The organism is Marinomonas profundi, assembly GCF_020694005.1.
Classification (GTDB): Bacteria; Pseudomonadota; Gammaproteobacteria; order Pseudomonadales; family Marinomonadaceae; genus Marinomonas; species Marinomonas profundi.
The window spans coordinates 2,806,959-2,822,856 of record NZ_CP073013.1 but is presented as its reverse complement, the minus strand read 5'-3'; the positions used below and the strand labels follow the sequence as shown (position 1 = coordinate 2,822,856).

Here is a 15,898-nt window from a genome sequence, read left to right as displayed (position 1 = left end):
AGCAATTGTAACGCAAGCAATCGCAACACAAGGCATTTAATACAAGGCATGCTGTAACCATGAGCCCATTATTATCACCCGAATCGCCTGAGCTGGATGACGCCCATCTGGCTCTGTTGGCCCATTACGCCAAGCATCTGGGAAGAGCTCCCAAAGCCATTCGCTTTGCCCCCCATTCAGGAGAGCGTCGTTCTCGGCAAAAAGGCCACGGCATGGAAATGCTTGAACTGCGCGCTTACCAAGCCAGTGATGATTTACGTCACATTGATTGGCGCGTGACGGCGCGAACCGGCCAAACGCATACTCGACTGTATGCCCAAGAAAATGACCACCAGCGGCTTTTGCTGTTAGACCTTTCTAGCAGCGCGTATTTTGGTACTCGTCACACGTTTATTTCCACACGCTTTATTCAACTAGCGGGGATTATTGCATGGCGTTCTAAACAGCAAGGCGACACCTTGTCGTATCGTGTCACCTATGGCAACCAAGAACACGCCAGTAATAAATCGGCAAATTTATCGGCTTTGCTAAGCCAACTCAAAGACGCATCGCAGATCGCACATAGGGCCAGCGCTAGCAATACAAGCATTTGGTCTAACAGCCTGCTGACCAATAAAGCCCACAATAAAGACGTGATTATACTGACCGACAAACAGAACTGGAGCGACAGCGAAGAAAGCGCACTCATACGACTCGCCCAGCACAACTCGGTACACTGGATACAAATCATCGACAGCAACCTTTTTAACCTACCCGCAGGTCAATATCAGATAGTTGACAGCCAGATAGTTGACAGCCAGATGACCAACAATCAGGGGGTTAAATCCGTGTCTATTAGTAAGAACAGCATGCAACAAGCCAAACTCGATTTCTTCGCAGAAAATAGCCGAATGAAGGAAAAACTGGCTTCTTTTGGCATTCGTCACCAAATTTTTGATATTACTGAAGCGCCAGAAAAAATTGCGCGTTATCTATTATCACAGGGAGCCTTACACTGATGTCAGCCGCCCTCGCTCCTCAACACATACCAGCTTCTCAACAAATGATAGACTTGCCACACAAGGCTTACTTGCTGCCACAATCTGTTGCTATGTGGCCGCCAGTTTGGTGGACTTGGCTGATTGTCGCCGCCATTGTTTTATTGATAATGGCGTTACTAATTGTATGGCATCGACGCTATAAGAAGCGCGCTTACCGACGGGAAGCCTTATCAGGCATCACCCAAACAACCAGCGAACTGACTGATAAAGAGTGTATTTTGCTGTGTCATGAGATGGTTCGGCGCTGCATTCTAAGCGCAGGAAAAACAACAACCGCCGCCCTACCCAGCAAAACCCTGTTTGAAACATTGGATAAAGCCCTGCCGGCTAAACGCCAATTTTCGTCTCTTGGCAGCGAATTTATTGATGGCCCCTATCGCCATCAGATTGAGCTAACAAAAGAACAGCGTACCGCCATGATCAAAACAACCTGTTACTGGATAAGGAAACACCATGCTTGAACTTTCTTGGCCTTGGTTCCTTGTTCTTTTACCTTTGCCCTTGATAATGTATTTTCTGCCCAAAGCCAAGCCCAAGGGCGACGGCATTTGGTGGGGCAATAGCGCGCAATTACTTCATCATCAAGACCATCAAGCAATGCCTAAGCGTCCAACACTGCCTTACGCTTGTTTATTGGCCGCTTGGGTTCTGCTGATCTTCGCCATGAGCCAACCCGTTTGGTTTGGCGAGCCAACAAAAGTAACGCCTTCTGGTAGAGACTTACTCATTGCGCTGGATTTATCGGGCAGTATGCAGGTCAGTGACATGGTGCTCAATGATCAGCCGGCAAACCGATTAGAAGCGGCTAAGTCTGTGTTATCTGACTTTATTCAGGAACGTCGTGGCGACCGCATTGGCATCATTGTTTTTGGTTCCAAAGCCTACCTTCAAGCGCCGTTAAGTTTTGATACCAAGACCATCAATCAGCTGGTACAAGAAGCGCAAATTGGTTTTGCGGGCGAACAAACCGCCATCGGCGATGCGATTGGACTCGGTATAAAAAGGCTCGAAGACAAACCGTCTGACAAAAAAGTGCTCATTTTAATGACCGACGGCGCGAACACGGCAGGTCGAGTCCAACCCCAGCAAGCGGCCGTGTTTGCTGCCTCACAAAATGTAAAAGTCCACACTGTTGGCATTGGCGCAGACAGCATGATAGTGCAAAGTTTCTTTGGGCCAAAAGCCATTAATCCCTCCAGCGATTTGGATGAAAACTTGCTCAAAAATATCGCCGCACAAACGGGCGGAGAGTATTTTCGCGCCAAGAGCACAGAAGACTTACAGGCCATCTATCAAACCCTTGACGCACTAGAACCGACGCCTGACGAAGATATTTGGCAACGCCCCTTGACCAGTTTGTTCCATTGGCTAGGCCTTGGCTCGATGGTTTTTCTCGCCCTATCACTAGTTGCCAGTCGACAACTTAGTTTCAGAAAAAGAGGTCAGGCATGATGCTTTTCGACTTGATTCATTTTGAACGCCCTTACTGGCTTATTTTGATCCCTCTCACTTGGGTATTGGCTTTTTTTGTCACCGCCAATCGCGCTAGCAAAAACAAGCTCAATCCACTTGTCGATCCGCACTTGCTGCCCCATTTGCTTTATCAAAATACCACGAGCCACCTTAATAAATGGCTCGGTCTTGTGGCGGTATCTTTATGCTGGATTGGTTTGGCTGGCATCAGTTGGACAAAAGCCCCCAGCATCATGTTTGAAAATACCCAAAAAACCGTCATCGTGGTCGATCAGTCCCTGTCCATGTATGCAACGGACATCAAACCTAATCGCCAAACTCAGTTGAAACAAACCATTCGGGATATACTAGAGCAAAGTAAAGAAGGCGATATTGCCTTGGTTGCATTTGCGGGCGAAGGCTTTGTTATCAGCCCTTTTAGCCAAGACAGAGAAACCATCACCCATTTTTTACTGGCACTCGATCCCATCATCATGCCAATGTACGGCAGCAACCTGACCAGTGGCATAGAAACTGCGCTGTCGCTCAGCCAAGATAACGCCATGCCACTGCATCTTATCGTGTTAACCGATGATCTTAACGAACAAGATAAGACTGAGATTCCAGCACGCTTAAAAGGCAAAAATATCTCGCTAGATTTGATTGCAGTGGGGACAGCTACGCCCTCATTAATCCAATTGCCTGATGGCCAAATCCTAAGAAAAAATGGCCATAACATCACCCCAACAACCCCACTCAATGACTTAGAAGCCTTGACCGTCTCGCTTGGCGGTACTTTTCATCAGGGACGCCTAAACACTCAAGCGCTCGCCCAAATCACCAATACAAAACTAGACAATCGGCAAACTCAAAAAGCACAAAACAAAAGCATACACTGGAGAGAACAAGGCCAGTGGCTTGCCGTGCCTTTTCTACTTTGGCTCGCCTTGCAGTTTCGCAGAGGCATGCTTTTCATGCTGCTTATTGGCCTGTTTTCGTTGCCGTCTGAAAAGTCATACGCCGCGCCACTGGATTGGTTTTTAACCCAGGATCAAAAAGGCCAGCAAGCGGTTGATCAAGGCGATTGGCAAGCCGCTGATCAATATTTCCAACGCCCCGACTGGAAAGCCGCGTCGTCTTACGCTCTAGAAAATTACCCGGCCAGCGCTCAAGCCCTAGAAAAAATCAACCGCAATGCGGCCGAAAACTATAATCTGGGTAATGCCTTGGCGCTGTCGGGCGACATCGAAAACGCCATACAGGCCTATGAAAAAGCATTAGAGCAAGACCCATCGTTAAAAACCGCCAAAGACAATCTCGATTACTTGAAACAGCAGCAACAAGAACAGCAACAAAAAGATCAGCAGAAATCCAAGCAACAAGAGCAAAAACAGAATCAGGACCAACAAGACAAGTCATCGGATTCAAATGACAAAAACGACTCAAAAGAGCCGTCCGAACCAAAAAAAGACAATAAAAAGAACGAAAAACAAGACAAGGACAAAACACCTGAGGATAATAAGCAAGATGAAAACTCAGATGAGCAAAAACAGCAACAACCTGAAAACACACAGTTAGACAAAGAAAAAACACAGGCACTAAACCAATGGCTGAGACAAATCCAAGATGATCCAGGATTGTTGCTACAGCGCAAGCTTTGGTATTTGCACCAAGAACAACGCAATGAACATCGATTCACACAAGAGGATGGGCAAAACCCATGGTAATAAAGCAATACTCACTTTCATTAATATCGCCCAATAAGCATAGCCGCTTGTTTGCCTCACTAATGACGATGTTGTTTTTTATCATGCTGAGCGGCTCTCTTCACGCCGCCAGCGTTACCGCTACACTTAATAAAAATGTCGTTACCGAAAATGATGTGGTGCAACTTACCTTGCGCGCTGATTTTTCTGACACGGGCAACGGCCCAGACTTAACGCCGCTAGAGCGCGATTTTGAAATCTTAGGCAAGAGCCAAAACAGTCAATTTAGCTTTAACTTGGGCACCAGTACGGCGTTGAATTTTTGGGTGATTTCTTTAATGCCAAAATCCGTTGGCACGGTAGAAATCCCCCCGATTAAAATCGGTGATCATGAATCTCAACCGATTAGACTGACCGTTAAAAGCTCTCCGCAACTGTTGGACAGCAATGGCAATCCCCCTGTCATAATCAAAACTGACGTCTCCGAAATTGAGCCTTACTTACAACAAGAAGTTATTTTAAGCGTGCAACTGTTTACGTCAGTTGCCCTGCAAAATGCGAATCGCTCCGTGCCTTCGCATCCTGATCTTGTGATTGAAAGACTGATTGACGACCAAATGAATTACCAAACAATCAATGGCACCCAATATCAGGTCATCACACGAGATTATCTGGCCTTTCCCCAGCGCAGCGGCCTATTGACCATACCGCCACAAAGCATACAGGCGATGATCAATACCTCGACGGGGAGAAGAATGATAAAGGTTCAAAGTGAACCCCTCAGCCTTCAGGTACTGCCTATTCCCGCCAGCTACACAGGGGACACCTGGTTGCCCAGTCAAGCCGTTACTCTGTCAACCACACTGACGAAAACAGATGACGCGCCAAGAGTAGGCGACACGCTTATCTGGACCATTGATATCCAGGCCAAAGGCGCTTTACCAGAACAAATTCCAGCCTTGGATTTTAATAGCACACGCCAATACAAACTTTACCCAAAGCCCCCCACATTCGATAATCAAAAAACCGCCGCAGGCGTAACAGGCCATCAAAGCATTAGTGTTGAAGTGGTGCCGACCGAGGAAGGCAGCCTGTCGTTACCAGATATCAATATTACTTATTGGGACACAGAAAAAAGAGCCATAAGCACGGCCAGCGCCACGACTCAGAGCATTGAAATTGCGCCGTTACCCAGCAGCTCAAAGCAAAGCCAAAACGAAACAACCAACAAGCAAGCCGCCAGCAGCCCCTTACCAGCACAAGCCAAATCTGTGGCACCGATTTCTCTCGCCAAACCATCGGTGGAAAAAACCACCGCGCCCAATGCTCTTAGTGATGAAACGTTGCAAACGGAGCAAACCTTCGCTTGGCGCCATTACCTGATCAGCGGATTACTCTTACTTGCCTTCGCCATGATAGGCACTTGGGCGGCACTGCACTTTAAGCGCAAGAAAGCCGAACTTAACGACAGCCATCAAGCCGTCCCCACGCTGCAAGAGTTTGCCCCACTTAGCACGTTGGATGAAGCAAGCGCCTATCGCGCATTAATAGAGTGCTGCCAGCAAAATCATCTCCCCTCGTTAAGACCAAGTCTATTAGAGTGGGCTCGGCATCGCTGGGGCGACGACGAAATTCGCAGTGTTGATGACATAAAACGCCTAACATCCGTACACGTCACCCAGCTACTTATGGAAGCCGAATTGATGCTGTACTCAAGCAATCCTGCCCATGAATGGCAAGGCGAACCGCTTGCTGACGCACTTGAAGAATACACCAGCGGACAAGCCAAACCTTCTCAGGCGAGTCAGCTAAAAACCCTTTACCCAAACTTTTAAACAGCGATTATTCGACAATATTATGACAACAACATATCAATCTGGCATTGTTGCCGAGGCCTCAAGTGACGCCCTTTTTATTACACTCAATGTGAATAGATCTGAAATCAGCACCCTTAGAAGCGCCCTAGCCGCGACGCCTAAGCTGATTGAGGCACTTCAACAACAGTTCCCAGATGCTGAACTGCACGCCGTATTAGGTCTTAGCAGCCTGATATGGGATGAACTGGACAAACAGCGTCCTCAATACCTCGCCCCCTTTCCCCACATCCTTGGCAAAGAAACGGAAATCAAACCAACCGATGTAGACCTGGTATTACACATCCGCTCATCTCGCCATGACGCCAGCTATCAATTAGCCCACACTCTGTTTGCCGCCTTAGGCAAAAGCGTTACTCTGGTAGAAGAAGTCCGCTGCTTTAAATATCTAGATAACCGTGATTTAACGGGGTTTGTGGATGGCACAGAAAACCCAGCAGGTGAAAAGCGCAAAACCGTAGCCCTTGTTGGAGATGAAGACCCAGATTTCAAAAATGGCTCTTACTTTAATCTAATGCGCTTTGTTCATGATCTAGAAAAATGGCAAAAAGAAGACCTAAAAACCCAAGAAGATGTTTTTGGGCGAACCAAACACAGCAACCAAGAATACCCTGCCGCCGAAAAATCAGTCCATGCCCATACCAAGCGAACCTCACTAAAAGATGAGAATGGGCAATCTATGGAAATTCTGCGTCACAGCATGCCTTTCGCCTCGTTAAGCGAAAAAGGTCTGATGTTTGCCAGCTACAGCAAAACGCCAGTGATTTTCAACCTAATGCTGGAAAGCATGATAAAGGGCGACGAACATGGCAACACCGATCACCTGATGAAATACACTCGCGCAACAACAGGTCAAGCCTTCTTCGCACCATCAAACCAATGGTTGATGTCTCTCTAATCTGTTGTTTCAGGTACCGTATTTTTTAAGTACGGTATTTTTTCAGGTACGGAACAGAACAGCAGGCAATAAAAAAGCCACTCAAATTTGAGTGGCTTTTTCGATTTATTACGCCATATAAGGGTTTATCTTTCTATTTTGGCGTGATTCTTTAAAAAGTCTTCTTGGCCTTGCGAGCTAAGCGTTGCTTGAGTTTGGTTCAAGTAACGCTCATAAGCCAGCTTCTGATCTTCTGGAACGATATCGCTACCAACATCCACTGTGTTTAAGCGAATCAGCGCCAAATCCCCATCAGACAAGCCTTTGATTTCAACAACAGGCTCACCATCTGGGTGAGGCAAAGAGAAAGCCAATGATGTCATTTCATCTTGACCACGCTGAGCGTCATTAATAGAAGTCCATGCTGTGCTTGCAGAACCTTTCGCTGCTTCCGCTTTTGCTCTGAGAGACTCCACGGCTTTATTCTGCACCACAATAGAGGTTACTTGCTCTTTCGTTTCTTCATAAGATTGAAACGCTTCTGCTTTGTAATCGTTCAAGTGAATGACGACAACCTGATTATCATCTAACTCAATTAAATCGCTGTTTTGGCGATCTTCTAATACCGTAGTATTAAACGCAGCGGCAATGACACTCGGGTTACCAGTGATCTCGTCAGAGCCACCATCACGACCAAAATACGCACTTTGAAGCACATCAACACCGTACTCTTCTGCTATCGCATCCAGTTTATCGCTGGCATAGGCCAAATCGGTAATGTCTTCATGAGCCGTTAATAACGCGTCTCTTGCCTTGTCTTCTAGTAGCGCTTGTTTAAGCTCCGCTGCTTGAGAGGCAAAGCTTGGCACATCCGGTTTGCTAATATCGTCTACCTTAATAAGATGGTAGCCAAATTGGCTTTTAACCGATTTAACCTCGCCTTTTTGCATTGAAAATAACGCATCATCAAACGCCTGATCAATCGTGCCTTTTTCAACGTAACCCAAATGACCACCGTCATTTTTAGAACCGATATCATCTGAGTAGTCGGCGGCCAAGTCCGCGAAATCGACACCAGAGTCCAGCTTACCTTGTACCTCATCTAAGCGGGCTTTCGCTTCCTCATCACTGCGTTCTGATGTGTCTATCAATATATGAGACGCCGACCTTTCCTCTTGCGCTAACGAAGCAATGGACGCTTGATACGCATTTTGTAATTCCGCATCGGTGACGCTTACTCGGTCATAAAAGTCAGCCGTTGAAATCGCCACATAATTAACTTTGACTTGCTCTGGCGTTTTAAAGTTTGCCTTATTGGCTTCGTAATAGGCCTTTAACTCTTCATCCGTCACGCTGGTGTTTTCAGACTCGTCAGCCAATGAAAATGAAACATAATCATACGATCTTTTTTGCGTCTGCAACGTCGAAATGCTTTCCACCTGATAGGGCAAAACAAATTCAGAACCTGCAATCGCATTACGCGGCTGCTGAATCAAAACGTCTTGTTTAATGCGCTCTTTAAAAGCAAGCGGCGTAAAGCCGAGCGAGCGAATGAAATTAAGATATTTATTTTGATCAAACTGTCCATTGGTTTGAAATTGCTCAGCTTGCAACAAGTACGCATCGACTTGAGCATCTGACACACCCAAGCCTAAACCGCTGGCTTGGTTTGCCAATACCACGCGCTGAACCAGTTCATCTAACGCTCGGCGTTGTAACACATTGTCTTCCAGCAGGGCGGGATTAACCTGACCTCCCATCATTGAAATCAATTGACGGCGCTGGGTCTCTGCGCCTTGCAGCATTTGAGTCCTTGTAATATCAACCCCATCTACTTCAGCGACTTTTTCGGAAGCACTAAAGCTCTGAACTAAAGCATCTACACCAAATAGAGCAAAAGTCACAACGATAAAACCTACAATGATCTTTACCACAATGCCTTGTGACTTATCTCTTATATCCTGGAGCATTACTGCCTCCAAATGAGTGAATTAAATAACAAATAAAAAAGGTGCATTCCGCTTGGAATACACCTTTTGTGTCTAATGGCGGAACAGACGGGACTCGAACCCGCGACCCCCTGCGTGACAGGCAGGTATTCTAACCAACTGAACTACTGCTCCAAAAACATTAGTTTACAGCGTCTTTTAAACCTTTACCGGCTTTAAAGCCAGGAACCTTCGCTGCTTTAATTTGGATTTCCTCACCTGTTTGAGGATTACGACCTGTACGCGCCGCACGTTCTTTTACTGCAAAAGTACCAAAACCAACTAGTGTAACCTGGTCTCCTTTTGCCAAAGCCGCTTCAATTGCTTTTAAAGTAGCGTCAAGAGCATTGCTAGCAGAAGCTTTAGATAAATCAGCAGACGCTGCAATAGCATCAATCAATTCAGATTTGTTCACGTTGTACCCCTTCAGTATTTTCGTGGTTCCTTTAATATTTTTTCGGCTCAGTATAAATACCTAGCAACAAGGCCGAGCCAGCAGTTATACAAGCCCAGCCTACTCCCTGTCAACACAGGGTATGACTTAATGATGACTGACAGTTTCTTGTTCATCAACAGTTTTTTCATTCGAAGGCAGGCTTTCTGCCTTTTTTGGTGAAGGAATGTACTCTAAAGCAATATCCAATACCTCATCAATCCATCTGACGGGAACAACCTCAATGTCAGCCTTGATATTATCAGGAATCTCTTTTAAATCACGAGCGTTTTCTTGAGGAATGATAACGGTTTTTATCCCCCCCCTGTGAGCCGCCAGAAGCTTCTCTTTCAAGCCACCTATAGGCAACACCTCTCCACGCAACGTAATCTCGCCTGTCATCGCCACAGAGGCCTTTACGGGGATCTTAGCGAGCACAGAAACAATAGCGGTGCACATAGCCACGCCAGCACTCGGCCCATCCTTGGGTGTTGCACCTTCTGGAACATGCAAGTGCAAATCTACTTTTTCGTGAAAATCATCATCAATCCCAAGACCCGCAGCGCGACTTCTCACCACGGTTAAGGCCGCTTGAATGGATTCTTGCATCACATCCCCCAGCGATCCTGTTTTTACATGTCGACCTTTACCGGGAACACCCGCCGCCTCAATCGTCAGTAATTCACCGCCAACGGATGTCCAAGCCAATCCCGTTACCTGTCCTATTTGATTTTTTTCTTCCGCTTTGCCATAACTAAATTTATGCACGCCGGAAAAATCTTCCAAATTAGCGCTGGTAACCTCAACCGCTTTTGTCTCTTTATCCTGACTAAGCGCTTGCTTTTTAACCACCCGGCGACAAATTTTACTTAACTCACGCTCTAAACCACGAACGCCCGCTTCCTTAGTGTAATAACGAATGACGTCCATTAGCGCCTCATCGGCCACCTGAATTTCTTTCTCTTTGAGGCCTGACAGCTTAATTTGCTTAGGCAACAGGTAACGTTTCGCAATATTTAGTTTTTCATCTTCGGTGTAACCCGGAATACGAATCACCTCCATGCGATCAAGCAATGGACCAGGGATATTCATGCTGTTCGCCGTACAAATAAACATCACATCCGACAAGTCAAAATCCACTTCAAGATAATGATCATTGAACGTATGGTTTTGCTCTGGATCAAGCACCTCTAACAGCGCAGACGCTGGATCACCCCGTTGATCCATGCCCATTTTATCAATTTCATCGAGCAAAAAGAGCGGATTCTTAACTTTTACTTTCGCCAGTTTTTGTAGCAACTTACCCGGCATTGAGCCAATGTAAGTACGACGATGGCCGCGAATTTCTGCTTCATCACGCACGCCACCAAGTGCCATACGAACATACTGACGATTGACGGCTTTTGCGATGGACTGACCCAATGAGGTTTTACCCACACCCGGCGGCCCAACCAAACACAAAACAGGGCCTTTTACTTTTTTCACGCGCTGCTGCACCGCAAGAAATTCTAAAATTCGCTCTTTAACATCTTGAAGACCATAATGGTCTTGATTCAATATTTTCTCGGCGTAAGCCAAATCATTACGCACTTTACTGCGTTTTTTCCATGGCAAAGACGTCAACCAGTCAATGTAACCGCGTACCACGCTTGCCTCAGCAGACATAGGCGACATCATACGAAGCTTTTTCAGCTCGGCTTCAGCTTTCTCTTTCGCTTCTTCCGACATGCCCGCTTCAATAATTTTTTCCTGCAGCAAATCCAACTCATTGCTGCCATCTTCCATATCACCCAGCTCTTTCTGAATGGCCTTCATTTGCTCATTCAGATAATACTCTCGCTGACTTTTTTCCATTTGTTTTTTAACGCGACTGCGAATGTTTTTTTCCAGATGCGCAATATCCAGCTCACCATCCATTAAGCCTATAAGGTATTCACCGCGCCCGGTTAGCAGGTCAATCTCTAACACCTTTTGCTTATCTTCGAGCTTTAAGCTCATGTGACCCGTAATGTTATCAATCAATTTTGACAGGTCATCAATAGACTTTAATGAAGCCACAACTTCAGCAGGTATGCGTTTACTACCCGCCACATATTCGTCCAGCTGCTTAATTAGCGCATTACGAATAACGCCATGTTCAGTCTGATCTTCTTCTTGCAGGTCAAGTTCGACAATCTTACCCAGAACAAAACCATCCGCGTCTTCCATTTTTTCAAGACGGGCGCGCTTCCCCCCTTCGACAAGGACTTTTACCGTACCATCAGGTAAACGCAGCAATTGCATCACCTTAGCGGTTGTCCCGATAGAATAAAGATCCTCTAAACTCGGATCGTCTTTAGAGGCATCCTGCTGAGCAACGAGAAAGACATGCTTATCACTTTCCATAGCAGCTTCTAATGCTGCTATAGATTTTGCGCGGCCGACAAATAAAGGCAGCACCATGTGGGGATAGACCACAACGTCACGAAGTGGCAACATTGGCAGGAGCAAAGAATCTGTCATATTTTCTTCCAATCTGGGCGCATAAAAAGCGCACTTTAATATTCAACATTGATTAGGAAAGAGATAGGGGCAAAGCCCGAAATTACAAGCGCTGTCACGTTTTGAATTTAGTCTACACAGTGTTTAAGAACGAAACACCATAAAAAAGGCCGAATTAAAGTAATAAAACTAAAATTCGGCCTTACTGATATCTCAACTCAAAAGATTAAGCGTTTTTTGCTTTCGCTAACGCTTCTTTCTCCAATACCATTAGCGGTTTAGAATCGCCACGAATAGAAGCACCATCCATAACGACTTTAACCACGTCATTACGAGTAGGCAGTTCATACATGCAATCCAATAAAGCAGACTCCAAAATACTGCGCAAGCCTCGTGCTCCTGTTTTACGCTCTAAAGCCAGCTTAGCCGCTTCTTTCAAGGATTCTGGGGTAAATTCCAGTTCAACCCCTTCAAGCTCGAACAAGTGCTGATATTGCTTCACAAGGGCATTTTTCGGCTGACTTAAAATGATCATCAAGGCTTCTTCATCCAACTCTGACAGCGTTGCGACAACAGGCAAACGACCAACAAATTCTGGAATCAAACCAAATTTAACCAAATCTTCTGTTTCTACCCGGTGAACCGCCTCAGAAAAAGATCGACCTTCTTCTTTGCTTTTCACTGTGGCAGAAAAACCGATGCTGCTTTTTTCGGTACGATCACTAATGACGCGTTCCAATCCAGCAAACGCACCACCACAAATAAACAGAATATTGGATGTGTCTACTTGCAAGAATTCTTGCTGAGGATGCTTACGACCACCTTGTGGCGGAACCGAAGCAACCGTGCCTTCGATCAATTTAAGCAATGCCTGCTGCACGCCCTCACCCGAAACATCACGAGTAATAGAGGGGTTATCCGACTTTCTAGAAATCTTATCTATTTCATCGATATAAACAATACCACGTTGCGCTTTCTCAACATCGTAGTCACAGTTTTGCAGGAGCTTTTGAATGATGTTTTCAACATCTTCACCCACATAACCCGCTTCAGTTAATGTTGTCGCGTCAGCAATCGTAAAAGGCACATCCAGAACACGCGCCAATGTTTGAGCCAAAAGCGTCTTACCACTACCCGTCGGGCCAATCAGCAAAATATTACTTTTGCCCAGTTCAATACTGGTATCGGTTTTACCTTGATGGCGTAAGCGTTTGTAGTGATTATACACAGCGACAGCCAAAACTCGTTTAGCCTTGTCTTGACCAATAACATAATCATCAAGTGCTGCGCTCAATTTAGAAGGCGTAGGCAACTCGTCAACCGACTCACCCTCTTCATTAATTTGTGACAACTCTTGAGTAATAATGTTATTGCATAAGTCCACACATTCATTACAGATATACACCGAAGGTCCTGCAATGAGCTTTTTCACTTCATCCTGGCTCTTGCCACAAAATGAGCAATACAATAACCGATCGGAGTGGTCGCCACGGCTAAATTTATCATCCGACATTTATTCCACCCTTTATTAAACTTTTCGTTTCTGCAAAATTTCGTCAATTAAGCCATAATCTTTTGCTGTCTGCGGATTCATGAAGTTGTCACGATCCGTATCAATAGCAACTTGCTCAATTGGCTTGCCAGTATGAAAAGAGATAATTTCATTTAATTTATGCTTAATGCTCAAAATCTCACGAGTATGTATTTCAATATCAGACGCTTGCCCCTGATAACCACCTAATGGCTGATGAATCATCACTCGAGAATTAGGTAAGCAATAACGTTTGCCTGTCGCACCAGCGGTCAACAACAAAGCTCCCATACTAGCGGCCTGACCAATACACATGGTACTCACATCTGGCTTAATAAACTGCATGGTATCATAAATAGACATACCCGCCGTCACCGAGCCACCAGGAGAGTTTATATACAAATGAATGTCTTTATCTGGATTTTCTGATTCTAAAAACAACAACTGAGCAACAACCAAATTGGCCATGTGGTCTTCAACTTGACCAACCAAAAAAATCACTCGCTCCTTAAGTAAGCGCGAGTAAATATCAAATGACCTTTCTCCACGAGCAGTCTGTTCAATCACCATAGGAACAAGGCCATTGCTAGTAATAGCAACAGGACCGGTAGTTGGGTTCATCAAATTCATATCGCATTCCTTAAAACAAAAAGGTCGACATAGCAATTGCTATGTCGACCTTATTAAAAAAGATAAGACTTGTCTTATGCTTCTTCCCCAGCCTCTTCAGCTTGGGCATTTGGCTTGATAGCGTCTTCATATCCCAATGTTACTTCAGTAACTTGAGCAGATTCTAACAGTTTATCAACAACTTGCTCTTCAAGTACAGCAGATTGCACTTGCGCCAATTGTTCTTTGTTCTTTAAGTAAAAATCAATCACTTGCTGTGGTTCTTGGTAAGCCTGAGCCATATCTTCCAAGAAAGCACGAACACGATCGTCATCTACTTTCAGGTCGTCTTGCTTGATCACTTCAGAAATCAACAAACCAAGTTTAGCGCGTTTTTTCGCTTCATCTTGGAACAACTCAGCCGGTAATTGAGAGGCATCAAAACCTTGACCACCAAACTGTTGTGCCGCTTGCTTACGCAACGCATCCACTTCTTGATCGATAAGCGCTGAAGGCACTTCTACTTCATTGATAGAGGACAAACCTTCAAACAATGCATTTTTCAATTTAGACTTAATCGCTTGATTAAGCTCACGTTCCATATTCTTGCGCACTTCAGCACGCAAAGCGCCAATAGTCGCTTCTTCCAAACCAAATTTCTCTACAAAAGCATCGTTTAGCTCAGGAAGAATTTGTTCTGCTACTTCTGAAACACTAATTTTGAAAGACGCTTCTTTGCCTTTCAAATTCTCAGCCTGATAATCCTCAGGGAAAGTCACAGCAATAGTACGTTCTTCACCTGCTTTAGCGCCTAGAATACCAGACTCAAAACCTGGAATCATAGTATTGGAACCTAGCACCAATTTATGACCTTCTGCTGCGCCACCTTCAAAGGCTTCATCGCCTAGGTAACCAACAAAATCAATCGTTACTTGATCGCCATCAGCCGACGCACGTTCAACCGCCGTCCACTCAGCATTCTGCTTACGCAATGTTTCTAGCATGGTATCCACATCAGCGTCTGTTACTTCAGACAGGACACGCTCTACCTTAATCGCGGCGTTATCAGCCAAAACAACTTCTGGGTAAACTTCTACTTTAACAACAAACTCAAGATCCGTGCCTTCAGCAAAGTTTTTAGGCTCAATCGAAGGCATGCCAGCAGGCTGGATAGATTCTTTTTGAATCGCCTCAACATACGCGTCACGCATGATTTGCTCAACAGCATCAAGACGAATACCCTGACCGTAGCGCTTCTTAACCACACTAACAGGCACTTTACCTTTACGAAAACCATCAATACGAATTGTCTTCGCTGTTTTAGCCACTTCAGAATTTACTTTTTCGTCAACACGAGCAGCTGGAACACTAATGGTCAAAACGCGCTCGATTGGAGACGTTGTCTCTACAGAAACTTGCATAAAACTTCCTCTCGGGAACTTGCTTTAATTTGTTGGCAATATCATCATCAGCAATGACCTATATTTAATTATTGCCAACAAAACCTGAATAAAAAATCAATTACCGTAATGGGCTGAAATGGTGCTCCGTACTGGATTCGAACCAGTGACCTACCGCTTAGAAGGCGGTTGCTCTATCCAACTGAGCTAACGGAACTAAGCTCATTACATTTCATGTGGTGGGCTATTATAGGGATGGAATAGCAATCGTCAACCAATAGACATAAAAAAGCCCAGTAAAACTGGGCTAAAATGACTATTTGTAACTAACGAACCGAGAATAGCTTAGATCTACTGCTCCGCAGAACAAATATCACAAAAGGAACGCGATAAATAATACAAGCAGCGCCTAGTGAAAACAAGCAAACCGCGCCAAAAAGAGTCACGTTGCACTGTGTTTGTGCAATGTTCACCAATAAGAAGTTTTTTATAATCAATCTCAAGCTG

The 15,898-nt window shown here is 45.2% G+C and carries 12 protein-coding genes and 2 tRNA genes; 6 read left to right on the top strand and 8 right to left on the bottom strand.

What is annotated here, in order from left to right; genetic code table 11:
• Positions 1–59: 59 nt before the first annotated feature.
• Genes J8N69_RS13180 through J8N69_RS13155 form a run of 6 tightly spaced genes read left to right on the top strand, consistent with a single transcriptional unit; the run spans position 60 to position 6,970 of the window.
• Positions 60–998, top strand: a complete 939-nt coding sequence (locus tag J8N69_RS13180) for a DUF58 domain-containing protein (RefSeq protein ID WP_168823051.1) — start codon at positions 60–62, stop codon at positions 996–998.
• The gene (locus tag J8N69_RS13175; protein ID WP_168823049.1) at positions 998–1,501 is read left to right on the top strand and encodes a DUF4381 domain-containing protein; all 504 of its coding nucleotides are present in this window, start codon (positions 998–1,000) and stop codon (positions 1,499–1,501) included. Before J8N69_RS13180 ends, J8N69_RS13175 begins: the two co-directional genes overlap by 1 nt.
• Positions 1,494–2,492: a vWA domain-containing protein gene (locus J8N69_RS13170; RefSeq protein WP_168823047.1), complete on the top strand. Its 999-nt coding sequence runs from the start codon at positions 1,494–1,496 to the stop codon at positions 2,490–2,492. The genes J8N69_RS13175 and J8N69_RS13170 overlap by 8 nt, the downstream gene beginning before the upstream one ends.
• Positions 2,489–4,219: a vWA domain-containing protein gene (locus J8N69_RS13165; protein WP_168823045.1), complete on the top strand. Its 1,731-nt coding sequence runs from the start codon at positions 2,489–2,491 to the stop codon at positions 4,217–4,219. The genes J8N69_RS13170 and J8N69_RS13165 overlap by 4 nt, the downstream gene beginning before the upstream one ends.
• On the top strand, positions 4,213–6,033 hold the full coding sequence (locus tag J8N69_RS13160) for a BatD family protein (RefSeq protein WP_168823043.1): 1,821 nt from the start codon (positions 4,213–4,215) through the stop codon (positions 6,031–6,033). The genes J8N69_RS13165 and J8N69_RS13160 overlap by 7 nt, the downstream gene beginning before the upstream one ends.
• Before the next feature lie 22 nt (positions 6,034–6,055).
• Complete coding sequence (locus J8N69_RS13155) at positions 6,056–6,970, top strand: Dyp-type peroxidase (RefSeq protein WP_168823041.1); 915 nt, start codon at positions 6,056–6,058, stop codon at positions 6,968–6,970.
• 125 nt (positions 6,971–7,095) lie between these two features.
• Here J8N69_RS13155 and J8N69_RS13150 read toward each other — a convergent pair whose 3' ends face one another.
• The 8 genes from J8N69_RS13150 to J8N69_RS13115 all read right to left on the bottom strand — a co-directional run bounded on the left by J8N69_RS13150 (position 7,096) and on the right by J8N69_RS13115 (position 15,608).
• Positions 7,096–8,919 (bottom strand): SurA N-terminal domain-containing protein, encoded by a 1,824-nt coding sequence (locus tag J8N69_RS13150; protein WP_168823039.1) that lies wholly within the window; start codon positions 8,917–8,919, stop codon positions 7,096–7,098.
• A 76-nt stretch (positions 8,920–8,995) separates the two neighbouring features.
• Positions 8,996–9,072, bottom strand: a tRNA-Asp gene (locus J8N69_RS13145).
• Positions 9,073–9,079: 7 nt separating this feature from the next.
• Positions 9,080–9,367 carry an HU family DNA-binding protein gene (locus J8N69_RS13140; RefSeq protein WP_211084884.1) on the bottom strand — a complete coding sequence of 96 codons (288 nt, stop codon included), beginning with the start codon at positions 9,365–9,367 and terminating at the stop codon, positions 9,080–9,082.
• 111 nt (positions 9,368–9,478) lie between these two features.
• Positions 9,479–11,872, bottom strand: coding sequence for an endopeptidase La (lon, locus tag J8N69_RS13135; protein WP_168823037.1), 2,394 nt, complete (start codon positions 11,870–11,872; stop codon positions 9,479–9,481).
• 205 nt (positions 11,873–12,077) lie between these two features.
• Positions 12,078–13,364, bottom strand: a complete 1,287-nt coding sequence (gene clpX / locus J8N69_RS13130; RefSeq protein ID WP_168823035.1) for an ATP-dependent protease ATP-binding subunit ClpX — start codon at positions 13,362–13,364, stop codon at positions 12,078–12,080.
• Positions 13,365–13,379: 15 nt separating this feature from the next.
• Entirely contained in the window at positions 13,380–14,012 is a 633-nt protein-coding gene (gene clpP / locus J8N69_RS13125) for an ATP-dependent Clp endopeptidase proteolytic subunit ClpP (RefSeq protein WP_168823033.1), read from the bottom strand.
• 74 nt (positions 14,013–14,086) lie between these two features.
• Positions 14,087–15,412: a trigger factor gene (tig, locus tag J8N69_RS13120; protein ID WP_168823031.1), complete on the bottom strand. Its 1,326-nt coding sequence runs from the start codon at positions 15,410–15,412 to the stop codon at positions 14,087–14,089.
• 119 nt (positions 15,413–15,531) lie between these two features.
• A tRNA-Arg gene (locus J8N69_RS13115) sits at positions 15,532–15,608 on the bottom strand.
• Between the last annotated feature and the right edge of the window lie 290 nt (positions 15,609–15,898).